This is a genomic window from Pseudomonas sp. CIP-10 (genome assembly GCF_020911845.1).
Classification (GTDB): domain Bacteria; phylum Pseudomonadota; class Gammaproteobacteria; order Pseudomonadales; family Pseudomonadaceae; genus Aquipseudomonas; species Aquipseudomonas alloputida.
Genome location: NZ_CP087160.1, coordinates 2,982,574 through 3,006,484, shown reverse-complemented (window position 1 = coordinate 3,006,484; position 23,911 = coordinate 2,982,574). Strand labels below are relative to the sequence as shown.

Below are 23,911 nucleotides of genomic sequence, written 5' to 3'. Positions count from 1 at the left end.
TAGTCGGTGCTTTATCCGCGCACAGTTCGCCCATGAGCACTCTTGCCCCACTGAACCACTTGATCACCCGCTTTCAGGAACAGACGCCGATCCGCGCCAGTTCCCTGATCATCACGTTGTACGGCGATGCCATCGAGCCGCACGGCGGTACAGTCTGGCTCGGTAGCCTGATCAACCTGCTGGAACCGATCGGCATCAATGAACGGCTGATTCGCACGTCGATCTTTCGCCTGACCAAAGAAGGTTGGCTCACTGCAGAAAAGGTGGGTCGACGCAGTTATTACAGCCTGACAGGCACTGGCCGTCGGCGTTTCGAAAAAGCTTTCAAGCGCGTCTATAGCCCAAGCCAGCCAGCCTGGGACGGGGCCTGGACGCTGGTGTTGCTGTCGCAACTCGAGGCGGGTAAACGCAAGGCCGTGCGTGAAGAGCTGGAGTGGCAGGGGTTTGGTGTCATGGCGCCGAACCTGCTAGGTTGCCCACGGGCAGACCGTGCCGACCTGGTGGCCACGTTGCGTGACCTTGAGGCCGGCGACGACAGTATCGTCTTCGACACCCACACCCAGGAGGTGCTCGCGTCCAAGGCGATGCGCGCCCAGGTGCGGGAAAGCTGGCGTATCGACGAACTGGGGCAGCAATACAGTGAGTTTATCCAGCTGTTCAGGCCGCTGTGGCAAGGTTTGAAAGAGCAGCCGTTGCTGGATGCTCAAGATTGCTTCCTGGCACGCACGCTGCTGATTCACGAGTACCGCCGCCTGCTGCTGCGCGACCCGCAACTGCCTGACGAACTGCTGCCAGGGGACTGGGAGGGAAGGGCTGCGCGGCAGTTGTGCCGTAACCTCTACCGACTGGTGTTTGCCAAAGCCGAAGAATGGTTGAATGCAGCACTGGAAACAGCAGATGGCCCATTGCCGGATGTGAGCGAGAGTTTCTACAAACGTTTTGGCGGGTTGGCTTGAGGGTAAGTCACCTACTACCAGCAGGCAGTTCTTGTGTCCCTATAGGAGCAACCCCAACCACATTGCCCCCAGGATGAGCAGTTGCCCTGGAATGAGGTATCGCGAAAAGCTGAAACCTCCGTTGCTCAAGGCCAGAACACATTTGCTTAATGTGTTCCCCGTCAATGCGAGCAAGCCCGGTATGACGATTTCATTCGCACTGATTCGTCCGGCAGCGACCAACGAGGCGATCGAGGCCGTGGCCGCATGAGCATCGGCCAGGCCGCCGACGAAAGCCGCGAGTTTGACGCCATTGGAGCCCAGAAGCTGAAGCAGAAATGCCGAGAACAAGGCGATGCCGGTTATCGCAGCGGTGATCGCCAGTGCTGTCCAGAGACTGAACGCGCCATCGCCCGGATGTGTGGCGGATCCTCCATGAGCAGCACGCCAAGGGGCTAGCAGAAGCACGCCATACACGAGTGTGACCAGTGCCCCCAGCGCGATTGATGACCAGAAAGGGTCGAGCAAGCGACGGTCGACGATGCTCAGCACCAGTGCAAATTGGGTGATGCTGGCGAGATTGGACAATACGGCAGCGCCGGCAAATGGCCTGGCGGCAGCGCCTTGCTGTCTGACGCGGTGTGCAAGCAGGGCAATGGTGGCAGAACTTGAGGCAAAGCCCGATGCGATCGCGCTCAAGGGCAGGCCATAGCGAGGTCCCATCAGGCGCATGACGATGTGTCCTAAAGCACCCACGGCCATCAGCAAGACCACCAGGTTACAAATCGTGCGCGGGTTGAGTATGTTGTAGGGACCTAGAAACTGGTCCGGTGTCAGCGGCAGTACCACCAAGGCCACCGTGGACAACATCAGGCCATCGCGCAGCTCTTCCTCGCTCAATTGTTGCAGCACGAAATGATGCAGTTCGCGTCGCAGCGCCAACAGCACGGTGAGCACCACGCCCACCGCTGCGGCGAGCTCAGGCTCATGAAGGCTAAGCGCTCCGAGTGTCAGCACCAGCAGCAGGGCAATTTCACTGGTCACTTCAGGGTCTTTATCGGCATGTCTGCGGTAGTGCATGCAGAGCATCAGCACTAGGCCCAGACTCGCCACCGCGACCAGCACCGCACCTGCCAGCAACATGCTGACGTAGCCCAGCAATGCAGTGATGGCGAAGGTCCTGAGCCCGGCGGCCGCGTGGTCTTCGTTACGCCCCTTCTTACGCTCGCGCTCCAGCCCCACCAGCATGCCGATACCCAGCGCCACAGCGCCGTGGCCAACATTCAAGGCGTCGAGCATGGTGCCTTTAGCGGGACCTTGACCTCACATTCCCCGCCACCTTGTTCCAGTGCCATGAGCGCAGGCATATCGAGAATTTCTACCAACCTGCCATGCAGGTCGACGATACCCAGCGCACGCAGACGGGCGACGGATCGGCACACGGTTTCCAGGCGTAACCCCAGGTACGAAGCCATGTCTTCACGAGACATGCGCAACATGAAGCCATGGGCAGAGTAACCGCGGCTGACGAAACGCCTGGAGAGCCCCACCAGGAAGCTGGCCAGCCGCTGTTCTGCTGTCAGGTTGCACAGCATCAGCACGCGCCCGTGCTCACGCACGATCTCCCGGCTCATCAAGCGATTAAGGCTCTGCTGCAGCTCCGGAAACTCACGCGCCAGGGTTTGCAAGCGACGATAGGGGACGGGGCAGACTTCGCTGTCTTCCAGGGCAATGGCGTCACAGACATGGTGCTCTGTGGCAATGGCATCGAGGCCGAGTACATCGCCCGGCATCCAGAAGTTGATCACCACGCCTTGCCCCTCGGCGGTGTTCAGGCTGGTCTTGAAACTGCCGCAACGTACGGCATAGAGCATGGTCAGCGGATCGTTGGCATTGAACAGCGCGGCACCCTTGCGAATGCGCATGCGTGGGCCTATCAACGCGCCCAGGCAGCTGTTGTCGTCAACCGGCAGACCCGTGGGGAGGCACAGGCCGCTGACCCGGCAATCCATGCAGTGGTTCACCAGCGGTTTCAGGTGAATAGGGTTTGCCTTGGACAATGCGTTGGGTGAGTCAAGCAGGGTGACCTTCAGCTGGCCAGGCATTTTCAGGCCTCCTTCGCATTTTGGAGGCCGCTTTGGGCCCCTGCGCCATGACGCGCACCGAGCCCCACGGTCACCCCGGCATGGGGCGACCAATCAGCAAGCATGTCACGCGAGTGGGGGGCATTGAGGCGGCTTGTAAGCCGTTCGACAAACCGCTCGGCTTCGGCAGCCGTACTGAAAGCCACCCGCCAGTCATCCATGTGTACCCAACAGCGTCCCTGCTCTGTGTTCTTCTCCACGTAAACGTTCATCAGGGCCTCCAAAGCATGTATCGGTAGACAATGCAGAATGAAGGCGTCCCTGCCGGCAGTGCAGGTGAAACTCAGGGCGGTGTCGCCATGGCACGCCTGCGGGGCCTGAAGTGGCTGTGATCTGGGTACAGGGTGCGCCGGCGAAGTCCCGAGGTATTGATCCGCGTCAAGTTCTTGCGCCATGGGCAATGCCACTGGTCGGTAGGTGTCTCCAGTTGATAAACATCAAGTTCGCAACACGTAGGTGGCAGATGCTTTACCTACGTATTGCAACCTCAGAGGTGTGCCATGGAAACTCCGCAAAGACTGCTGCTGATCGCCTCTCCCCTGATGCGCCGAACCCCGGCCTATGACCGGGCCGCTGCGCTGGCCAAGGCCAAAGGGATGGCGCTGCACATCGTCGCTTTCGACTACGTGGAAGGGCTTGCCACGGCGGGCTTGGTGAATGATCAAGCGCTCGCAGTCATGCGCGAGGGTTACGTGCAGCAGCACCGGGCATGGCTGGAAACCCAGGCGTTGCCGATGCGGCGCAATGGTGTCACCGTCACAACCGAGGTGGTGTGGGTGCAGCAGCCCTTGAATGAGATCCTGATTCACTTGCGTGAGCAACCGTTTGCCATGCTGATCAAAGAGCTCGAGCATGAGCCTTGGTGGATGCGCGCAATGTTCACCTCGCTGGATATCCAGCTGCTGCGCGAAACGCGAATACCCTTGCACTTGGTACACAAGGCGAGCCATGCGTTGCCACGCAGGATTCTGGCGGCGGTGGACCTGTCCAGGCCTGAGGATCAGTTTGAAGGTTTCAACGACCAGATCATCAGCGAAGCGCTGAAGCTGACCTTGCAGTGCAATGCCCAGATCGAATTGCTGTACACCTACGACCTGGGTTCCATGTACCTGGACGCCGGCGGCAGCCGGGAACATTCGTTCCTGTTCGATTCGAACCGTGCCCAGACCTTGCATGACGTTCAGAGCGCTGCCTTCCAAGAGCTTGCCGAACGCAACGGGATCGCCGTCGAACACCGCCATATGCGTATCGGCGACCCGGCAAAGGCGCTGGCCATGTTCATGGATAACAATGATATCGACGTGCTGGTCATGGGCAGCTATCACCACCATGGCATCGGCTGGTTCATCGGCAGTACTGCCGAGCGCGTTTTGCATCGGTTGTCCAGCAGTGTGCTGGTGATTTCTCCAGAGCGCTCCAAAGGCTGAAGCACAAGGCCCGCAAGGGCCTTGTTTTTTCAAGGCCGCAGGTCAAGTTCGTGCAGGATCTCGCTCACATCGCCGCCAGGGTAGCGTGAGGTGAAGCCCAGTGCCTTGACCAGCCGGTGCATGGCATAGTTGCTGGCCAGATCCCTGGAGACCATGCACTGAAAGCCATTGCGTCGTGCGGCTTCAATCAGGTGTTGCATCAGGCGCTTGCCCAACCCCTTGCGCTGCCAGTCTTCGCTGACCGCCACTGCACATTCGCACCGCTGACTGCCAGGTATGCCTGCATAGCGGCTGACGCCGATTTGTTGCAATTGACCGTCCACATGAACCAAGGCGACATAGGCCATGCGTTGGTGATAGTCCACGGGCATGTCTTGCGTGTCCAAGCTAGGCAAGCCGCCGCTGAGCCCGGCAATGAAACGAAAACGCCGTGATTCATAAGCGATGGTGCTCAGAAAACGCTTGTCCCGTTCGCGGTCTTCTTCGCGCAGTGGGCGGATCAGCACCGCCGAACCGTCCTCGAGGTTTTCGACCCAGTGTTCGCAGGTCTGTGGCTGTGCTGTTTGCTGCCCGTTCATGACGCCTCCCGTTGCTTGATCAGTACCTGGTGCAGCCGTTTTAACGTGGCGGGCCGTTTCGGTTCTGACAATCATCAAGTTCAGCCTGGGTAGCGGTTTTCTGATCTGCATCAAGCAGCAGCGGTCCTGTGCGCGGAATATCGTCAGCATCACACCCACTCACGAAAGCGCGGAGGTTCACCATGGGGCAATATCGACAATTGCTGGTGCTGCTGACCGAGGTAGAACCGCATTCCGCCGCTTTGCGCAGAGCCCTTGCCTTGGCGCATGTCAGCGGCGCCAGCGTGCATGTACTGGGCTTGTTCGAGCCAAGCGAGGAGCACCTTCTGCGCGAAGAGCGGCTGAACGAGGCCGATATCAAGCGCCAGTACGAACACTATCGCGCTCAGTTGACGGGATTGGTCGAGCGGCATCGCGGCAGCGGTATAACGCTGACGGTCGACAGCCTGAATGCGGAGGATATCCGCAGCCAGGCGATCGATTACATCAGTGAACTGCAGCCCGATATGGTCATCAAGGACAGCGAAGCCGCGTCGGCCCTGGTGCGCGTGTTCGGCACCCCACTGGATTGTGCGCTGATGCGAGGTTTCAAAGGCGTCAGCCATTTCGTGCCGGCGGGGGCCATCTCATTGCCGCGGCGTGTGCTGGTCGCAGTGGATACGGCGTTCAGTGAGACGCCTGCCGTTCAGGCGTGCTTCAATCGTGGTCTGGTTCGTGCTGCCCAGGCGCTGGCGTTGCAGTGCGACGCGCACCTGCATCTGCTATCGGCCTACAACCTGGCAGGGGTATTTGCCTCGGACATGAATGTCACGCAGGCGTGGATCGACGAGATGCGCGAGGCACTGCAGGAACCTTTCGAAGCGCTGGCCGATGCCGAAGGCGTCGCGCCTGACCGCCGACATTTCATGGAAGGCGGCCCGGTACAGGTGATCCGTGAACAGGTCGCAGCCCTGGACATCGACGCGGTGGTGATGGGCGTGGTGCAGCCCAAAGGCCTGGACAAACTGTTGGGAGACACCACCGAGCGTATCGTCAGCCGCCCACCGTGCAGCGTGCTCGCCGTTCATCCCCAAATAGCCGAAAGTTGGGAGCCTTGGCCATGCAACTGACATTTCTTGGTGGCACCGGCACCGTGACCGGCAGCAAATTCCTGTTGACCCGTGACAGCACGCGGGTATTGGTCGACTGCGGACTCTTCCAGGGTTTCAAGCAACTGCGCCTGCGCAACTGGCAGCCACTGCCCCCGGCGCTGCGGGCGCTTGATGCGGTGGTGCTGACCCACGCCCACCTTGACCACAGTGGTTATCTACCGGTGCTGGTTCGGGAAGGCTACCGCGGGCCGATCTACGCCACGCCGGCGACGTGCGCCTTGGCGGAAATCCTCCTGCTCGACAGTGCACGGCTGCAGGAAGAGCAGGCCGAACATGCCAATCGCCACGGTTACTCCAAGCATGCGCCGGCGCAACCGCTCTATACCGAGCAGGATGCCAAACGTGCCCTGGCACTGTTTCGGCCCGTGGCGTTACATCAGGTGACCATGATCGCCGAGGGCATGGAGTTACTGTTGCGTACCGCCGGACATATTCTGGGGGCAGCCACGGTCCAGATCAGCGCCGAAGGGCAGACCGTGCTGTTTTCGGGTGACCTCGGCCGCCCTCAGGATCCGATCATGCGTGCGCCTGAGCTGGTCAGGACGGCGGACGTGCTGTTGATCGAGTCTACCTATGGGGACCGCCAGCATCCCGCCGAATCGACCGAGCAGTACCTGGCCAAGGTCATCAACGAAACGCTCCTGCGCCATGGCATTACCCTGGTACCCTCGTTCGCCGTCGGCCGCGCCCAACTGCTCATGTATTACCTGTACACGCTCAAGCGCGACCGGTTGATCCCTGATGTCCCGGTCTACCTGAACAGCCCGATGGCCACCGACGCCACCGCCTTGTACCAGCAGTACCGCAGTGAACATCGGCTGACCGCAGCCGAGTGCGCCGCCATGTGCAGAGGCACGCACATCGTCCGGACGGTCGATGAGTCCAGGCACCTGGACCAGTTGCGCGAGCCCGCAGTGATCATCGCCGCCAGTGGCATGGCGACCGGCGGGCGGGTGCTTCACCACCTGAAGGCGCTGGCACCCAACCCGCGCAACAGCATTCTGTTCTCGGGCTTTCAAGCAGGGGGTACGCGGGGTGCCGATATCGTCGCGGGCGCCCACAGTGTGCGGTTGCACGGCGAGGATGTGCCCATCCGTGCACAGGTGCATGCGATGGAGAATCTTTCTGCGCACGCCGATGCCGATGAAATCATGGAATGGTTGCGCGGGTTCACCCGGCCACCCCGCCAGACCTATGTCATTCATGGTGAGCCACACGCTGCCGACACCTTACGGCGGCGAATCAGCCTCGAACTCGGCTGGCAGGTGTGCGTGCCTGAGTATCAGGAAACGGTTGCCATCGACCCTGTGCGCTAGCCGGGCGCGGGAGGTGAATCATGAGTACACAAGCAAGGGCGAAACTGCGGGCCTGGTTGCACAGGCCCAGGGGCAGCCTGGGTTGGATCGTGACCATCGTCGCTTTACTCGTCGCCGCGTCCGTCTATCGCGCCTTAAGCGCTAGCTGGCGCATGCCCATGCGTGATCCGGCGGTACTCCTTGGCCTGCTGGCGTTGAGTGTCGCGCTGGGGTGGGCGGTGCAGCGGGGCGTCAAGCGCACGGTCGGCAAGGCCATTTTCAATGGCCAGCAGACGGGTTGGCAGGCCAGGCTGGCGTTGCTGCGTTCAATCACCCGGGAATCGAACACGTTGATAAGCGTGTTGCTGCTCCTGGTCCTACTCGGTGCTGGCACCGTGTGGCTGGCGGGGCGCTCTGTGGCGCAGATCGTGGAGAATTGCACGGCCAACCTGCAGGCCCAGGTGGAGGTGCCTGAGGATGACAAGCTTGCTGCGCTGGTCGGCAAACCCGTGTGCACGTGCCTGGCACAGACCTTTCTGGAGCGCAATGGGGTGCTGCGCCTGGCCCTGTTCGAAACGCCCATGCAGGAAGTGAGCGGCCTGAAGGCGCTGACTCCCGCTGATGAGCAGCGTTGCCTCGCGCAGTTCGACCTGTTGCCCGAGGTGGGGCGTGCAGCCACGCCTTGAAGCCATCAACGGCTCCCATCGGCAGCTGAAACGACCGGCGCCCATCGCGGCGCGGGAGGTGTTCATGTCCCATGATCTTGCCTTGCCAACTGTGTTTGTCGACCGTACCCAGGCTGGACGTTGCCTGGTAGAGCCACTGGCCCGGTATGCCGGCAGGCCCGACGTGATCGTGCTCGCACTGCCGCGTGGTGGTGTTCCGGTGGCCTATGAAGTCGCGACTGCCCTTAACGTTCGCCTGGACCTGCTGATGGTGCGCAAGCTCGGTATGCCGTTTCAACCCGAGTTCGCCATGGGGGCGATAGCCAGCGGCGGAGTAACCTTCCTCAATGACGACATGTTGCGGGCCTATCCGGTAGATCGCGCGGTGTTCGACGCCGTGGTTGCCAGGGAAACCGAGGAACTGGCGCGGCGCGAGCGGGCTTACCGGGGAGGGCGGCCAGCCCAGCAACTCAAGGATCAGGTGGTGATTCTCGTTGATGACGGCCTGGCGACCGGTGCCACGATGAGGGCGGCGATACAGGCTGCACGAGCCCAGTCACCGGCGCGAATCGTCGTCGCCGTCCCGGTCGCACCGCCAGAAACGCTCGAAGCGCTGTACGGTGAAGTGGATGAGCTGGTGTGCCCGCGTGTGCCTGAGCGGATGGTCTCGGTTGGCTATTGGTACCAGGATTTCCCGCAGACGTCGGACGAGGAAGTCATGACGCTCATGGGGCAAGCTGATCAGCAAGCACTTTGCCGGAGTGCCCCCCATGACTGAGCGCAGGGTTGAAATCCGCACGCAGACTGATAGAGCTTCGCCGAGGCTCATACACCAAATGGATAGGTTTCGTCCTCAGGCTCAAGGTGCTGTTGTTTCGGCAAGGGCAGGGCAGTCACTGGCTGGGTCTGTTCGAACCAGAGCAGCGCATCGAACTGCTCGGCCAGCACCGCCTCGAAGTAGTGGCTCAGCCGTTCGCTCTCGGGGCGATAGATGACGCCGATGGCGCGTTCGAGTAGCGCCGTGGACAACACATGGCGCAACGCCTTGCGCTGTGGGTCGCGCCAGTCGCTCAGGCTGGCTGGCACGCCTGCGAGGCGGAACTGGTGCTCCCAGCTGTCGCTGCGCGAAGGACGGATTTCCTTGATCTGCATGTCGCCGTCCCAGTCATTGGCGGCGGCCACCTGGCCGCGGTCGGTGGCCATGCCGATCAGCACCGCGTCGTGCCCGAAAGCGCTGCGGCAAAGCTGGCCGATGGTGAACTGGCCTTTCCAGCCCATTTCCGTGGCTCCGGCATTGCCGATGTGTGAATTGTGTGCCCAGACCACGGCCTTGGCGTGGGGACCACGGTGTTCCAGCAGTGCGCGCAAGGTATCGAACATGTGCCGGTCGCGCAGATTCCAGGAAGCCGTCGAACCTCGGTAAATGGCGCGGTAGTACTGTTCCGCAGCGATGATTACACGGGCGTTCTGCGTTGCGTTGAAGAAGGCTTCATCATTGCGGACAAGCCCTGACAGTTGCTCGGCGAGCATGACATTCAACTGCTGGATCACCGGTTGCTCACAAGGCATGACGCCACCGCGCTCGACAAAGTGCCCGTACAGCGCGGGGTCGTCCTGCCACGGCGTCAGGCAACCGTAACGGCGGCGGGCTTCATGGGCCAGATGCGGATCGACCCGGTCCAGATAGGCCAGGACTTCATGGATGGAATTGCGCAGGCTGTAGACATCCAGGCCGCGGAATTCCACGCGGTGGTCGGTGGGCAGCAGGCGGTTGTGCCCGTGAAGCCATTGGGCGAAGGCTTTGACTTCGCTATTACGCCACATCCAGGTAGGAAAACGGCTGAAAATATGGCGTTTCCACGCCGAGTGCGCCAAGCCTCGGACGTACTGATCGACATGCCCGGCATCCGGCCAGTCAGCCTCGACGGCAACGATGTTGAAACCATGCTGTTCGATCAGGCGCCGGGTGATCGCCGCGCGGGCGCGATAGAACTCACTGCTGCCGTGGCTTGCCTCGCCCAGCAGGATGACGCGCGCGTCAGCATAGCGGTCGAACAGCGCTGCGAATGCCGGCGTATCCAGGTCCGGCAAAGGTTCGGCGTACTGATGAAGCACCGGGGCAATATCGGCAGTGTCGACCTGATACTGCTTGCCGTAGAGTTTTTCCATCAATGTCTTCGAAGGGCCGCTCATGGAGAGCCTCCCGTAATCGGGCCGCCGCGCATTGACCCGTCAGTGCGACGGCCCAGGGTTCAGATCAGGGAGAGCCGGTGGATGACCTGGCTGGGATCATCCGGGTCAGCGACGGTGGTGAACCCCGCCGCTTTGGCCAGCTCGCGCATCGCTTGGTTGGCTGCTGCATCAACCGAATACATCTGCCGCAAGCCCTTGGCCCGGGCATGGTCGACCAGGTGCTTGAGCAGCAGGCGACCCAAGCCATGGTGCTGCCAGCTGTCCATGACGGTAACGGCACACTCGCACTCGTCCTTGCCGCTAGCAGTGGCGTAGCGGGAAATGCCCACTTCCTGCAGTTCGCCATCCACGTGGGCAAGGGCGACGTAAGCCGCCTGGCGATCCTGGTCGACCTTCATCAGCTGGTCGAGCATGGCTTCACCGGGCTCCCTGAGCTGGCACAGGAAGCGGAAATGCCGCGATTCGGGCGACAGCCGTTCGATGAAGGCTTTTTCGCGTTCTCGGTCCTGGGCTTGCAAGGGCCTGATCAATACGTGAACGCCGTTTTCAAGGGCTTCGATCCAGTATTCACCCGAAGGTTTTGGGAACGAAGGCGTTTTATGCTCACGGGAAGTCTCGGCGGGCGCCATGGCAATGTCCTCTGTGTCGAATGAACAAGGAAGTTCAGTTTCGGCAGCGGGCCCATCGCTGACTTGACAGTTGTCAATTGCTTCCCACATGACTTGTCAAACCGATAGAAAAAAGCGGGTATAGCCGGGGATAGCGTCCGACCCTTGGTCGGACAGACCGCTAACGTTTAGTGGAACCGCTAACTTCAATAGATACACGCCTGCAAAAAAGCAGAGGCATCATCATGTCAGGCCTTGCGGAAATGGGAGCAAAGCTCCAGGTCAAGTGCCTTGCGTGCTCGTTGAGCCGGCTTTGCCTGGCAGCCAGCCTCAGTGCCGACGAAGTGGCCAAGCTGGAGCGAATTGTCCGCCGTAACCGGCCGTTGAAGCGGGGTGAGTACCTGTTCAAGGCCAATGATCCCATGGAGCACGTGTATGCCTTGCGCTCCGGGGCGATCAAGAATTTTCTGCTCGATGCCGAGGGCACCGAGCGGGTGACCGGCTTTCTCCTGCCGGGGGAAATGCTCGGGCTGGACGCTATTGGTGCCAGTTGTTACCGAAGCTTTGCTGTTGCCCTGGAAGTCTCGCTGGTCTGCGCCATCAGGCTGGACCAACTGGTGGACCTGTCCGGCCAGATTTCAGGGCTGCGCTATCAGTTGCTGCACATGCTCAGCCTGGGGATCCAGGGCAAGGACGAGCACCTGCGCTGCTGCCATGGGCGTGCCGAACAGCGGTTGGCGATCTTCCTGCTGGGCATGTCCGCGCGTTACCAGGCGCGAGGCTTGCAGGCTGATGTGTTCAACCTGCCCATGTCCCGTGGTGATATCGCCAACTACCTGGACCTCACGCAGGAAACGGTCAGCCGACTGTTCAGCCGTTTCGTCCATGCAGGTTTCATGCTGTGCGCCGGGCGTGAGGTCAGGCTCATCGACATGCAAGGCCTGGTCAACCTGACCCGCCTGGAGGAGCCCACTTGAGCGCGGCAAGCACCCGGTCATAGCGTTGCACAGGCCAGCTTTCGAGGGAGTGCCCCACCCAGATCGGGCGTGACACATGGTCTGTGCGTATCCAGATACGCTGCGCGGCTACGCCAGTTTGCCAGCACAACCGTGCCACTTGGCGCGCCACCTGTGGCGGCGCGCAACAGTACACCGTGTCCGGGCGGAAAGTGGTCAGCAAATGCCTGGTCTGCCACCAGCCACTGCTGTAGTCACGCGGCAATGGCGACAGTGCCGACAGCCAGGTTCGACAATCGTCTGGCAACAGTTCGGCCGCAATGCCGTCATGTGACAGCTGCAATTGTAACCAGGGCAGCCAGCAGCGAATCTCATCCAGCGCACCCAACAACGGCAGCAGGCCGTCGGCGCGACTGATGGCCAGCAACCTTGTGCTTTGCAGGGGCAACGGCCAAGCGCTGCCAAGCGGCCCGGAATAGTCGAGCAGCTCCCCCGCACGGCCCACGGGCTGCGCGCTCTGGGTGCTGACGATAAATTGCCCGGCCACGCCAGGTAGGGTCACGTAACTGCACGGCCAGCACTCGGTACGACCACTGAGCACGCAGTACTGGCCAGCCATTGCCTCGCCGCATGGCTGGCTGCAAAGGGCCAGGCGCACGAATTGCTGGATGCCCAGGCCGGGCAATGTCTGGAGCAAGCGAACGCTGGCACCCTCGCGGTCCATGACTGCCTCGCACTGTAAGGATGACTTGCTGTAATCAGCCTAGACCGTGGGCAATCCGGCACTTTGATCAGGATCAAACCAGCGGGCGGCAGGGACTTCACGTTGTTGATAAAGGTCAAATGGGCTGCTGCTCCACGGCGCATGATCGAAGCGTCTCCCTGGGAGGCATTACTCATTCGAGGAGGACGCCATGTCAGAAGTTGCCAAGAAAGTGCCTGCTACCCCCGTCGCAACCCAGCCAACCAAAGCTTCGCCGCCCAGCGTCGAACCTTCGGAGTTGTGGCGGCCCTTCCAGCAATTACGCCGTCAGATCGACAGCCTGTTCGAGGATTTTGGACGGCGGCCGATGCGCATGCCGTTCAGCCAAACACCGTTCGATGTCGAACCTTTTTGGCGGCGTGACCTGTTCACCCACGGCATGCCGGCCATGGACATCAGCGAGCTTGCCGAGGAGTACCGCATCAGCGCCGAGTTGCCTGGCGTGGACGACAAGGATATCGAGATCAAGCTCGTCAATGGCAACCTGTTGATCCGCGGCGAGAAACAGGAAGAAGTGGACGAAAAACGCAAGGCATATCACCTGTCCGAGCGCCATTACGGCAGCTTCGAACGGGTTTTCCAACTGCCCCGTGAAGTCGACGCCGAGAAGATCAACGCCCAGTTCAACAAGGGCGTGCTGCTGGTGCACCTGCCCAAACGCGCCGAAGCCATCCATCCGGAAAAGGTGATTCCGATCAAGAGCGGTAAATGATCACCCATCCTCACTGCATCAAGGAGCAAGGAGGCTCCGCCTGTGGAGGTAGCACATGATGTCCATTGGCAAATACTGCAAACGGGACGTGGTCACCGCACCACCCGGTATCTCCATCTATGCCGCGGCGCGCCACTATCCGACGCATTCCGGTCGTCGATGATCTCGGTCTGCTGGTCGGAATCGCAACGGCGGACGACCTGATGGGCCTGCTGTCGGACCACCTGTAAGAACTGTCACTGCTGATCCGTCAACAGAGCCGGCGGGAGGAAGATCTTCGCGGCGAAGACCTTTGAGCGCCCCGTGCGCGATGACGAAAGGAGGCTGGCATGAGTGATTTCCCCGGTACTGAAGAGCTCGAAAGCCTTGACGCCTATTGGCGGGCGGCGAACTACCTCACCGTTGGCCAGATCTATCTGCAGGGCAATGCCTTGTTGACCAGGCCCTTGACCTTGGCCGATGTCAAACCTCGGCTGCTGGGCCACTGGGGGACTTCCCCGGGGCTCAACCTCGTCTATACCCATCTGAACCGGTTGATTCGCCAGTACAGCCTCAATGTGCTGTTTGTCACGGGGCCTGGCCACGGCGGTCCTGCCCTGGTCGCTCAGGCATACCTCGACGGTACCTACACCGAGCTCAACCCATCGGTCGAGCGCAACGCACTTGGAATGGCCCGGCTCTTTCGGCAGTTTTCCTGGCCTTATGGCATTGGCAGCCATGTCGGCCCCCATGTGCCTGGCTCCATTCACGAAGGGGGCGAACTGGGCTATTCGCTGGCCCATGCCTATGGTGCCGCCCTGGACAATCCGCAACTGATCGTGGCGTGCGTCATTGGTGATGGTGAGGCCGAAACCGGGCCACTGGCTGCCAGCTGGCACTGCAACAAGTTCCTCAACCCCGCCCGCGACGGCGCGGTGCTGCCCATCTTGCATCTGAACGGTTACAAGATCGCCAACCCCAGCGTGCTGTCGATGATCAGCGAGGAGGAGCTGACCAGCCTCATGTATGGCTATGGCTATGATCCGTATTTCGTCGAGGGTGACGAGCCGATGGAGGTCCATCGCGCGTTGGCCAGGACGCTGGATGTGATCTACGAGAAGATCAGCCAGATCCAGCGCCTCGCGCGGCATGCCGAAGACCCGCAGGTGGTCGACAGGCCCTTGTGGCCGGTGCTGATTCTTCGTACCCCCAAAGGGTGGACGGGGCCCAGGTACGTGGATGGGCAACGCGTAGAGGGCACCTGGCGGTCCCATCAGTTGCCGTTGGCGGACCTCGACAAACCGCCGCACCTGATGCAGCTGCAACAATGGCTGGAAAGTTACCGTCCCCATGAGCTTTTTGACGCACAGGGTACGTTGTTGCCTGAACTGGCCGCGTTGACCCCAACTGGCCGGCGACGCATGAGCGCGAACCCCCATGCCAACGGCGGTCTCTTATTGCGGGCCCTGGATTTGCCGCACTACGCCGATTACTGCGTGCCGATGCCGGGCCCTGGTCAGGTGCGGGCCGAGGCAACCAGAGTGCTGGGTGGTTATGTACGCGATGTCATGAAGAACAGCCTTGCGTCGCAGAATTTCCGCCTGTTCGGCCCTGACGAAACGGCGTCCAACCGTCTGGATGCGGTATTTGAGGTGACCGACAAGGTGTGGCTGGATGCACGGGCCAGCGATGATAGACACCTTTCGGCACAGGGGCGGGTCATGGAGATCCTCAGTGAGCACATCTGCGAGGGCTGGCTGGAGGGGTACCTGCTGACGGGCCGCCATGGCCTGTTTTCCTGTTACGAAGCTTTCATCCATATCGTCGATTCGATGATCAACCAACATGCCAAATGGCTCAAGACAGCTGCCGAGGTGCCGTGGCGCAAGCCGATCGCCTCATTGAATATCCTCCTGACTTCGCATGTCTGGCGGCAGGACCATAATGGTTTCTCGCACCAGGACCCGGGCTTGCTCGACCTGCTGGCAAACAAGAAGGCCAACCTTGCGCGGATCTATCTGCCACCTGACGCCAACTGCCTGTTGTCGGTGGCTGAGCATTGCCTGCGAAGCCGTGGGTACATCAATGTGATCGTTGCCGGTAAGCAGATGGAGTGGCAATGGCTCGATTGCGAAGCGGCCGCCGTGCATTGCCAATCAGGTATCGGGCGCTGGGGCTGGGCCTGCCATGACGACGAGATGCCCGAGGTGGTGCTTGCCTGCGCGGGCGATGTGCCGACACTGGAGGTACTGGCGGCGGTTACACTGCTGCAAGAGCAGGCTCCAGACGTGCGTGTGAGGGTGGTGAATGTCGTTGACCTCATGGCGCTGCAACTGTCGCAACAGCACCCTCACGGGCTGTCCGACAGCGATTTCAACGGGCTGTTTACCGAAGATCGACCGGTCATCTTTGCCTTCCACGGCTATCCGGCGCTCATCCACCGCCTGATCTACAAACGCGCCAATCCGCAACGGTTTCATGTCCGGGGCTTTCGCGAAGAGGGCGCAACCACCACGCCATTCGACATGGCAGTCATCAACAATCTGGACCGCTACCAGCTGCTGCTCGATGTGTTCGAGCGCGTGCCACGTTTGCAGCCCCAGCTCGAACAGGCCCGCGCCCGCTATTGGGCCACGATGGAGAAGCACAAGCTCTACCTCATCGAACATGGCGAAGACATGCCTGAAGTTGCGCAATGGCGCTGGACATCAGCGTCGCGTGCCTGAGCCCGCCTTACTTGGTCTTCCAGTACTTCTGCATTTCCAGGAACAGGAACGAGGCGGTCCAGGTGATCAGCACCAGGCCCGTCAGCGCCTGCAGGCCGGTGAGGTACTTGAGGTGGCCAGTGGGGGCGATATCGCCGAAGCCTATGGTGGTGTAGGTGGTGAAGGAAAAATACACGCAGTCCAGGAAACTGCCGTCGAAATTGCCGCTGAGCGTGCCCCAGCCTGGGGCATGGGCCATCAGGTAATAGGCCAAGGCAAAACACCACACCTCCAGGGCATGGGCCAGCAGCGCGCCGAACACGCCTGCGACGATGCGAAAGCGGCTCCAGAGCTTGAGCCGAGGTAGCCAGTCATTCAGGCGCAGCAGGCATTCGTAATGAATGATCACCACCAGGATCACCACCAGCATATTGATCAGCGTGACAAAGAGCATCGCAGTACCCTGGCCAGGATCGGCGGTTCATTTCGTGGCATCGACCAGCACATAGGTGGCGGGCTCATTGGCTTGCGGTTGCAACGCCGGGAATTCTTCGGGGGTGATGGTCTCCTTGGCCAGCAACAGACGCGCGCCTGCATCCAGGTCGTCGCGGCGCTGCTCCAGCAAAGCCCGGGCGCGGCCATAGGCTTCTTCGAGCAAGCCGCGGACAGCGAGGTCGATCTCGCGCGCAGTTTGCTCCGAGTAGTCCTTGCGCTCCTGACGCAACAGCGAGTCACCCAGATAGCCGGCTTGCTGGCGCTCAAGCACCGCCTGGCCCAGCACCGGGCTCATGCCGAAGCGGGTGACCAGCTGGCGGGCGATATCGGTGGCGCGCCCGAGGTCGTCGGCGGCCCCCGTGGAGACCTGGCCGAACACAAGGTGCTCGGCGGCGCGCCCGGCCATCAGCACGACAAGGCGGTCACGCAGCATCTGCGTGCTGATCAGGTAGCGGTCATCGGTCGGCCGTTGCAGGGTGTAGCCCAGTGAACCCGCGGCGCGGGGAATGATCGACACCTTGTGCACCGGGTCCATCGCCGGCAGGCTACTGGCGGCCAGGGCATGGCCCATTTCGTGGTACGCCACCACCTGGCGCTCGTCGCTGCGCAATACGCTGCCTTTGCGCTCGATGCCCGCCACCAGTCGCTCGACCGCAGCGGTGAAGTCCTGCAACTCGACCCACTGGCTGGACCGCCGGGTGGCAACGATGGCAGCCTCGTTGACCAGGTTGGCCAGGTCGGCGCCCGTCAGGCCCGGGGTGATCTCGGCAATCCGCTCGCAGTCCAGGTCGTTCTTGTAGATGATCTTGTGCAGGTGGACTTTCAGGATCGCCAGGCGGCCCTTGCGGTCGGGCCGGTCGATGAGAATCTGCCGGTCGAAGCGCCCGGCACGCAGCAGCGCCGGGTCCAGCACTTCCGGGCGATTGGTCGCTGCCAACAGCACCACGCCTTCCCGTGGGTCGAAGCCGTCGAGCTCGGCGAGCAACTGATTGAGGGTTTGCTCTTTCTCGTCATTGCCGCCAAAGCTGCCGACGCCGCGCATCTTGCCCAGGGCATCCAGCTCATCGATGAAGATGATGCAAGGCGCCGCTTGGCGGGCCTGGTCGAACAGGTCACGCACCCGGGCGGCACCCACGCCCACGAACATCTCCACGAACTCCGAGCCGGAGATCGAGAAAAATGGCACCGCCGCTTCCCCGGCGATGGCCTTGGCGACCAGGGTCTTGCCGGTGCCGGGTGGGCCTACCAGCAGCGTGCCCTTGGGCACATGGGCGCCAAGGCGCGCATACCACGCCTTGTTTTTCAGGAAGGACACGATCTCGGTCAGCTCGCCCTTGACGTCGTCGATACCGGCCACGTCGGCGAAAGTCACCTGGGTGTCGTGTTCGACATAGACCCGCGCACGCGACTTGCTCACCCCCATCAACCCGCCCAACCCCTGTTTCTGCCCCAGGCCATGAAACAGGAAGTACCACAGCGCCAGCATCATCAACAGCGGCATCAACGCGCCCATCACGGTCGCTACCGTGTTGTCCTCGACGACGCCAGAGAACGCGACTCCAGAGCGTCCCAGCTGCTCGCTCAGAGCCGGGTCGACGCGAACGGTGGAGAATACCGAGTGGCCATCGATCGGCTCCTGCAGCTTGCCGAGGATCCGCTCGTGCTCGATATGCAGGTCGCTGACCTTCTGCTGATCGAGTAGTTGCAGGAACTGGCTGTAAGGAATGGCTTGCACGGCCGGCTGGCTGAACAGGCCGAACTGCACGGCAGCGAGCACTGCCAGGCCAACTGCCAGGAGGTAGAGCGTCCAGGGCTTATCCTTGTTCATGGCCATCTGTCCTCGGCGTGGCGGCGCTAGGCGATCAACAGATAATCTTCGACTTTGCTGACGCCGGGCACCGACCAGGCCGCACGCTCGACCACTTCTCGCTCGCGCAGCAAGTGCACCTTGCCTTCCAGCTTGACCACACCACCGTCGACCGTGACGCGGATGCCTCCGGCCTCGATTTCGGCGCTGCGCTTGAGTGCGTCCTCGATGTGGCGCTTGATATCGACCACGTCGGCCCGGGCTTTGAGGGTGATGCGGTTGTGTACGCCAACCACACCCGACAGGCGCAAGACCGCCTGTTCGATCACTTCCTTCTGGTATTGCCAATCGAGCTGGCCTTCCAGGGTCACCGCCCCTTTTTGCACGGTGACCTGGATGCCCTCCACGTTGGCGTCCGAGCTCCAGGCGATGATGTTCAGGGCACGGCTGGCAATCGTGTCGTCAGCGGTACCTTCGAGCTTGTTCAGGCGTACCTCTATCTCCTCGGCCAGGCCGCGCACGCCTTTCATGGCCTTGACCGTGCGCTCGGCACTGACTTTCTGGGCGTAGCTGTTGACGTGCCCGGAGAGGGTCACCACGCCGTTCTGCACCGTCACACCGATGCTGGCTGCATTGATATCGGGTTTGAATTCCAGCTCTTCGAGCACAAGGTCTCGCAGGTCAAGGTCGTTCATGATCGGCTCCGGTAGCAGATAGGGTAGGGGCGGTGCCCTGAGTCTTTGTTTCTACCCTTGTGCCCCCCAGCGCGATTGATAAAGGTCAAACCGGGTGAACAGGCCGGTCGCGGTTGACAAATGTCAGGCGTGCGGCGCACGCCGCCAACGATACTTAGCGTGTCCTGGCCATGCACGAGGGTACCGACATGCGACGTTATGTGCTTTGCGGGTGGGCAAGCCTGTTGCTGGTTACCGCGTCCGGCTGCACGACGTGGAGCGCCCAGGAATACGATGCGCGCCTGGAATCAGCGGAGAACAACGCCGCCACCGCAAGGTTGCGCGCCGATCAAGTGTGTTACCGCATCGATCTGGTCGAGCAGACCGCCAACGAGGCCCTAAGGCGGGCAACCCAGGCTCAGGACGAGGTGCGGCAACTGCGCCAGCAGGCCAGACGCAAGTAGCCCGCCATGCCACGTCGATGGCTCGACCCCGCACTGCTGGTGGTCTGCACCCTGGCCCTGCTGACTGGCGGCGTGGCCTATGCGGCGCAGCGGCCTGCCTGGGCCGGGCTGGTCTGGGCAACTGGCGGCCTGGTCATGGCCGGGGTCCTGGCGGTGGAAATGTTCAGGCGCCTGGCCCGGGGTGAGGCGGGTATCGACCTGATTGCCTTGCTGTCGATCACCGCCGCCCTGGCCCTGGAGAACATGCTGGTGGCTGCGGTGGTCGCGCTGATGCTGGCCACCGGCCGAGCACTTGAAGCGTTCAGCGTGCGTCATGCCGACCGCGAATTGCGGGCGCTGATCGATCGAGCGCCGCAACGTGCCTGGATCCAGGAGCAAGACGGGCTGCGCGAAGTTGCGGTGGATCAGGTCAGGCCAGGGCAGGCCGTGCTGGTGCGCCTGGGTGAAATCGTGCCCGTGGACGGGCGCCTGCAGAGTCCCCAGGCCACCCTGGACGAGGCGGCGCTGACCGGGGAATCGTTACCCATCACTCGTCATTGCGGCGAGCCGGTGGCCAGCGGGGTGTGCAACGCCGGCGCGCCGATGGTGCTGGTGGCCACGCAGACTGCGGCACAAAGCACCTATGCCGGCATCGTGCGGCTGGCCGAGGCGGCACGCCAGTCACGGGCGCCCTTCGTGCGCCTGGCTGACCGCTACGCGCTGGCGTTCATCCCGCTGACGTTGCTGATCGCCGTGCTCGCCTGGTGGGCCAGTGGCGACCCGCAACGCGTGCTGGCGGTGCTGGTGGTCGCCACACCTTGCCCCCTGATATTGGCGGTGCCGATTGCCGTGCTGTCGGGCATCTCGCGAGCGGCGCGGCGTAGCATTCTGGTGCGCGATGGTGCGGTACTGGAGGCGCTCGCCGGGATCCGCCAGGTTTTTCTCGACAAGACCGGTACCTTGACCAGCGGCCATGCTCGGCTGCAATCGATCGAGCTTAACGGGGAGGGCGCGCCGCTGCAGATCTTGCAGTGGGCCGCGTCATTGGCCCAGGCATCCACCCACCCGATCGCTCGGGCTATTGTCGATGCGGCCCTCGCGCGGGGCCTGAGCCTGGCGGCGCCGCAACAGGTGCAGGAGGCGCCAGGCCAAGGGTTGGCCGGCCAGGTACAAGGCAAAGCCGTGCGCTTGGGGCTGCTGGCTTACGTGCAGCAGGGCAGGGATGCGGGCCCTTGGGCACAGGTGTGCTTGCAGCAGCTGGACTATCTGGCCAGCAGTGGCAGTTTCGTAGCCGTGGACGGTGAATTGAAAGCGATGCTGCGGCTCGCCGACGATGTGCGTCGGGAAACCCCTCAGACCCTGCGCCGGCTTCGAGCCCGCGGCATCGGCCAGATTGTCATGCTGACTGGCGACCGCCCCCAGACGGCGCAAATGATCGCACTGACAGCGGGTATCGATGCGCTTCACTCTGGCCTCTCACCGCAGGACAAGGTCCGCTTGGTGCAGGAAGGTTGCCGAAGAGGTCCCACGCTGATGGTCGGGGATGGCATCAATGATGCGCCAGCACTGGCTGCCGCCGATGTCGGGGTTGCCATGGGCGCGTCCGGCGTGACTGCTTCGGCACAGTCAGCCGGCGTGGTCTTGCTGGTCGACAGGCTGGATCGTCTGATCGAAGCGCTCGACATCGCCCGGCACACCGTGCACATCGCCCGGCAAGGCGTGTGGGTGGGCATGAGCCTCTCGCTGCTGGCCATGCTGTTCGCTGCGGCCGGCTACCTGCCTGCGGTGATGGGGGCGGTACTGCAGGAAGGCATCGACCTGTTGATCATCCTCAACGCCCTTCGCGCCCTCGGCCCGGTTGCGGGCGATGGCCACAACGGGTTGCCGACCGAGAGCCTGCAGCGCATGCAGGACGAGCATCGACAACTGGACGGGGTGTTGACCGACCTGAGCCAGATGGCGCGGGACTTTGCCAGCCGCCCTGCGGAGCAGGCGCGGGCCGACCTCGGGCGCCTGGTCGCCGCCCTGCATGGCTCGCTGGAGCGCCATGAGCGGGACGACGAGCAGCAGCTGTACCCCCTGTTGAGCCGCTACATGGGAGGCGAGGACCCGCTCTCGCCGCTCAGCCATACCCACCGGGAAATGTTCAGGCTGATCCATTTGCTGACGCGCATGAGCGAGGATTTCACCCAGGCCACCGCCAACCCGAGCGCCGACGAAATCCAGCACCAGCTCATACGCCTGGACACCTTGGCAAAACTGCATTTCGACCAGGAGGAGGCGTTGTACCGTTACCTTGACCAACATTGAACACCGCTGCAGGCATTTGCACGCTTGATAAAAATCAAGCGCCAAGGGCGGCGTTGACCGGATGCTGGCAGCAGCGGTCAATCACTGCCGGCCGAAAAGCCCCGTCTCGATGCAACCCGAGCGACCTGAGTGATCAGGCCGGCCCACCGTTGGAGGCCATCATGAGTCACTATCAACGGCTGTTGCTGATCATGCGTCCAATGCTGCACCAGGCGGTCGCCCTGGAGCAGGCTGTTGCACTGGCCAGATCGGCATCGGCCAGCCTGCACATCGTCGCCTTGCTCGAGTCATTGGACAAACTCTGGCTGCTGGAGTCCGGTAAGCATCAAGCGGAGCGGGAGGCTTATCGGCTTGCTCAGCATGAACAGCTGGAAGCCCAGGCAAACGCACTGCGTGCCTCCGGCGTGCAGGTGACGACCGAGGTGGCCTGGAGTAACGACCTGCAGGATGACATTCTGCAGCACGTGCTGGAGATGCAACCGGACCTGCTGCTCAAGCAGGTCGAGCATGAGCCTGCGCTCAAGCGCGCCTTCTTCACGCCGCTTGACTGGCAACTGTTGCGCCACTGCCCGGTCCCGGTCTACTTGCTCGGTGCCAGCCAGCCGGCGTTGCCGCGCCAGATCGTGGCGGCGGTGGACGTGGCCGACACCTCGCCAGAGGGGCAAGCCCGAAATGACAGCATCGTCCAGCAGGCCGGTGCTTTGGCCTTGCAGACAGGCGCGCAACTGGACCTGCTGCACGCCTGCGATCTGTCGATGGCCTACATGGGCGATATGGGGTATGCCGCCTGGGCCATTGGTGACATTGCCGAGCCCTTACGCCAAGCGCTGGAGGATGATTTCAGGAAACTGGCCGAACGCTTCGGCGCACCACCGCAACGTTGCCATTTCGTGCTCGGGCGCCCGGTCGCGGTGCTCAGCGCATACGTCGAATCACAGCCGGTGGAGGTACTGGTCCTGGGGCGGCCCATCGCACGGGGACTGGACCGTCTGTTCGGCAGTACCACCGAACATGTGTTGTACCAGGTACCGTGCAACATCCTGGTGGTGTAGGAACGCGCGGATGACTACGCCATGGGCGTGAGGCGCTCGGCGACCAGGATGCGTTCGAACATCCCGTTTTGGAACAGCGCCCCGCGCTGCTGAAGCTGCGGCGGCGTAGGCTATCCTGCAGCCGCACCGGGAGGTGCCCGATGAGCCCGTATCGCCGGATTTTGCTGATCATGACCAAGGCTCAAGCCAATGCCGCGCTGGACCGGGCCATGGCCCTGGCTGCGGCGTCTGGTGCTTCCCTGCACGTGCTGGGTATTCATGAACCCGGCGAACTGCGCCTGCGCCACGAGTTGCCGACAACCCCGCGGCCTTGCGTTTCATTCGTGCATTTCAGCACAGCGCTCAAGGCGCTGCTCGATGAACAGCCGGCAAGGGGGGCACGCCCAGGTTTCGAGGCCGTGGAAACCTCCGATCCCCGAGACCTGGTGCCGGCCTGCATTGCCCGCTATGCGCCTGACCTGGTGATCAAGGACTGCTCGGGCTGTTCCCTGATGGATCAGCGGGCCCGGACTTCACTTGACCAAGTACTGTTGCATGGGAGCGAGGTGCCGTTGATGTTCGTACCGGCGAATGCCCCAGCCATGCCAGCTAGCGTGCTGGTCGCGGTGGATGTATCCCACGCCTCGCCGCTCAATGACGCACTGGTGATGGCCGGTAAGCAACTGGCAACGCAATGCCAGGGCCAGCTGAACCTGCTTTCGGCTTACGACCTGCCAATCGCCATGCTGGCAAATCCTGACCTCGCCGGCCCTTGGGCGGATGAGCTGCGGGAATCGCTGCAGTTGCCGTTCGATGCGTTGGCCGATGCCCACGGCATCGCCCACAACCATCGATTCTTCAGCGAAGGTGCGCCGTTGCGTGTCATCAAGTCTCATATCGCAGCGCTGGGAGCCGATGTGGTGGTGGTCGGCGCCGTGCAGGCCAGGCGTTGGGCCAAGCTGATCGGCGATACCACCGAGCGGCTTGTCAGCCATGCGCCGTGCAGCATCCTGACGATCAGGCCTACACCTGGCAGTTGA

General features: G+C 62.2%; 22 protein-coding genes. 13 read left to right on the top strand and 9 right to left on the bottom strand.

The annotated features are described in order from the left end of the window. Nucleotides 1-32 precede the first annotated feature (32 nt). Nucleotides 33-956: a phenylacetic acid degradation operon negative regulatory protein PaaX gene (gene paaX / locus LMH93_RS13635; protein WP_004374548.1), complete on the top strand. Its 924-nt coding sequence runs from the start codon at nucleotides 33-35 to the stop codon at nucleotides 954-956. Between the two features lie 39 nt (nucleotides 957-995). Here paaX and LMH93_RS13630 read toward each other — a convergent pair whose 3' ends face one another. Both LMH93_RS13630 and fnrC read right to left on the bottom strand, forming a co-directional pair. Then, on the bottom strand, nucleotides 996-2,234 hold the full coding sequence (locus tag LMH93_RS13630; RefSeq protein ID WP_070095425.1) for an MgtC/SapB family protein: 1,239 nt from the start codon (nucleotides 2,232-2,234) through the stop codon (nucleotides 996-998). After that, a complete protein-coding gene (fnrC, locus tag LMH93_RS13625) occupies nucleotides 2,219-3,040 on the bottom strand; it encodes a Crp/Fnr family transcriptional regulator FnrC (RefSeq protein ID WP_088513174.1) in 822 nt (273 codons plus the stop codon). Before fnrC ends, LMH93_RS13630 begins: the two co-directional genes overlap by 16 nt. 539 nt (nucleotides 3,041-3,579) lie before the next feature. Between fnrC and LMH93_RS13620 the strand changes: the two genes are divergently transcribed. Next, on the top strand, nucleotides 3,580-4,506 hold the full coding sequence (locus LMH93_RS13620; protein WP_004577372.1) for a universal stress protein: 927 nt from the start codon (nucleotides 3,580-3,582) through the stop codon (nucleotides 4,504-4,506). 29 nt (nucleotides 4,507-4,535) lie between these two features. Here the strand turns inward: LMH93_RS13620 and LMH93_RS13615 are convergent, their stop codons facing one another. Further along, nucleotides 4,536-5,084, bottom strand: coding sequence for a GNAT family N-acetyltransferase (locus LMH93_RS13615; protein ID WP_004374560.1), 549 nt, complete (start codon nucleotides 5,082-5,084; stop codon nucleotides 4,536-4,538). Between the two features lie 182 nt (nucleotides 5,085-5,266). Here LMH93_RS13615 and LMH93_RS13610 point away from each other — a divergent pair, with 182 nt between their 5' ends. The 4 genes from LMH93_RS13610 to LMH93_RS13595 all read left to right on the top strand — a co-directional run bounded on the left by LMH93_RS13610 (nucleotide 5,267) and on the right by LMH93_RS13595 (nucleotide 8,973). Then, on the top strand, nucleotides 5,267-6,193 hold the full coding sequence (locus LMH93_RS13610) for a universal stress protein (RefSeq protein WP_004577371.1): 927 nt from the start codon (nucleotides 5,267-5,269) through the stop codon (nucleotides 6,191-6,193). Further along, nucleotides 6,184-7,551 (top strand): MBL fold metallo-hydrolase RNA specificity domain-containing protein, encoded by a 1,368-nt coding sequence (locus LMH93_RS13605; RefSeq protein WP_004374564.1) that lies wholly within the window; start codon nucleotides 6,184-6,186, stop codon nucleotides 7,549-7,551. Before LMH93_RS13610 ends, LMH93_RS13605 begins: the two co-directional genes overlap by 10 nt. Before the next feature lie 20 nt (nucleotides 7,552-7,571). Beyond that, nucleotides 7,572-8,216, top strand: a complete 645-nt coding sequence (locus tag LMH93_RS13600; protein ID WP_227743097.1) for a hypothetical protein — start codon at nucleotides 7,572-7,574, stop codon at nucleotides 8,214-8,216. Between the two features lie 64 nt (nucleotides 8,217-8,280). Continuing rightward, nucleotides 8,281-8,973: a phosphoribosyltransferase gene (locus LMH93_RS13595; RefSeq protein ID WP_004374568.1), complete on the top strand. Its 693-nt coding sequence runs from the start codon at nucleotides 8,281-8,283 to the stop codon at nucleotides 8,971-8,973. Nucleotides 8,974-9,020: 47 nt separating this feature from the next. Here LMH93_RS13595 and LMH93_RS13590 read toward each other — a convergent pair whose 3' ends face one another. Continuing rightward, nucleotides 9,021-10,388, bottom strand: a complete 1,368-nt coding sequence (locus LMH93_RS13590) for an erythromycin esterase family protein (RefSeq protein WP_230065341.1) — start codon at nucleotides 10,386-10,388, stop codon at nucleotides 9,021-9,023. 59 nt (nucleotides 10,389-10,447) lie between these two features. Next, entirely contained in the window at nucleotides 10,448-11,017 is a 570-nt protein-coding gene (locus LMH93_RS13585) for a GNAT family N-acetyltransferase (RefSeq protein WP_004374572.1), read from the bottom strand. A 224-nt stretch (nucleotides 11,018-11,241) separates the two neighbouring features. Here LMH93_RS13585 and LMH93_RS13580 point away from each other — a divergent pair, with 224 nt between their 5' ends. Continuing rightward, the gene (locus tag LMH93_RS13580) at nucleotides 11,242-11,973 is read left to right on the top strand and encodes a cyclic nucleotide-binding domain-containing protein (RefSeq protein ID WP_230065340.1); all 732 of its coding nucleotides are present in this window, start codon (nucleotides 11,242-11,244) and stop codon (nucleotides 11,971-11,973) included. Here LMH93_RS13580 and LMH93_RS13575 read toward each other — a convergent pair. Further along, nucleotides 11,942-12,676 (bottom strand): hypothetical protein, encoded by a 735-nt coding sequence (locus tag LMH93_RS13575; RefSeq protein WP_019751522.1) that lies wholly within the window; start codon nucleotides 12,674-12,676, stop codon nucleotides 11,942-11,944. The genes LMH93_RS13580 and LMH93_RS13575 overlap by 32 nt on opposite strands. 190 nt (nucleotides 12,677-12,866) lie before the next feature. Between LMH93_RS13575 and LMH93_RS13570 the strand changes: the two genes are divergently transcribed. Continuing rightward, on the top strand, nucleotides 12,867-13,427 hold the full coding sequence (locus LMH93_RS13570) for an Hsp20/alpha crystallin family protein (protein WP_004374581.1): 561 nt from the start codon (nucleotides 12,867-12,869) through the stop codon (nucleotides 13,425-13,427). 329 nt (nucleotides 13,428-13,756) lie between these two features. Continuing rightward, nucleotides 13,757-16,132, top strand: a complete 2,376-nt coding sequence (locus LMH93_RS13565) for a phosphoketolase family protein (protein ID WP_070095421.1) — start codon at nucleotides 13,757-13,759, stop codon at nucleotides 16,130-16,132. A 7-nt stretch (nucleotides 16,133-16,139) separates the two neighbouring features. Here the strand turns inward: LMH93_RS13565 and LMH93_RS13560 are convergent, their stop codons facing one another. The 3 genes from LMH93_RS13560 to LMH93_RS13550 are packed head-to-tail and all read right to left on the bottom strand — an operon-like array spanning nucleotide 16,140 to nucleotide 19,108. Continuing rightward, nucleotides 16,140-16,565 carry a potassium channel family protein gene (locus LMH93_RS13560; protein ID WP_004374587.1) on the bottom strand — a complete coding sequence of 142 codons (426 nt, stop codon included), beginning with the start codon at nucleotides 16,563-16,565 and terminating at the stop codon, nucleotides 16,140-16,142. Between the two features lie 27 nt (nucleotides 16,566-16,592). Beyond that, complete coding sequence (gene ftsH / locus LMH93_RS13555) at nucleotides 16,593-18,434, bottom strand: ATP-dependent zinc metalloprotease FtsH (RefSeq protein WP_230065339.1); 1,842 nt, start codon at nucleotides 18,432-18,434, stop codon at nucleotides 16,593-16,595. A gap of 26 nt (nucleotides 18,435-18,460) precedes the next feature. Beyond that, nucleotides 18,461-19,108: a BON domain-containing protein gene (locus LMH93_RS13550; RefSeq protein WP_230065338.1), complete on the bottom strand. Its 648-nt coding sequence runs from the start codon at nucleotides 19,106-19,108 to the stop codon at nucleotides 18,461-18,463. A 188-nt stretch (nucleotides 19,109-19,296) separates the two neighbouring features. Between LMH93_RS13550 and LMH93_RS13545 the strand changes: the two genes are divergently transcribed. The 4 genes from LMH93_RS13545 (at nucleotide 19,297) to LMH93_RS13530 (ending at nucleotide 23,911) form a co-directional block, all read left to right on the top strand. Beyond that, nucleotides 19,297-19,551, top strand: a complete 255-nt coding sequence (locus LMH93_RS13545; RefSeq protein ID WP_102885877.1) for an outer membrane lipoprotein OprI — start codon at nucleotides 19,297-19,299, stop codon at nucleotides 19,549-19,551. A gap of 6 nt (nucleotides 19,552-19,557) precedes the next feature. Continuing rightward, nucleotides 19,558-21,840: a heavy metal translocating P-type ATPase gene (locus LMH93_RS13540; RefSeq protein WP_230065337.1), complete on the top strand. Its 2,283-nt coding sequence runs from the start codon at nucleotides 19,558-19,560 to the stop codon at nucleotides 21,838-21,840. A gap of 161 nt (nucleotides 21,841-22,001) precedes the next feature. Then, nucleotides 22,002-22,892: a universal stress protein gene (locus LMH93_RS13535; protein WP_004374598.1), complete on the top strand. Its 891-nt coding sequence runs from the start codon at nucleotides 22,002-22,004 to the stop codon at nucleotides 22,890-22,892. 140 nt (nucleotides 22,893-23,032) lie between these two features. After that, complete coding sequence (locus LMH93_RS13530) at nucleotides 23,033-23,911, top strand: universal stress protein (RefSeq protein WP_230065336.1); 879 nt, start codon at nucleotides 23,033-23,035, stop codon at nucleotides 23,909-23,911.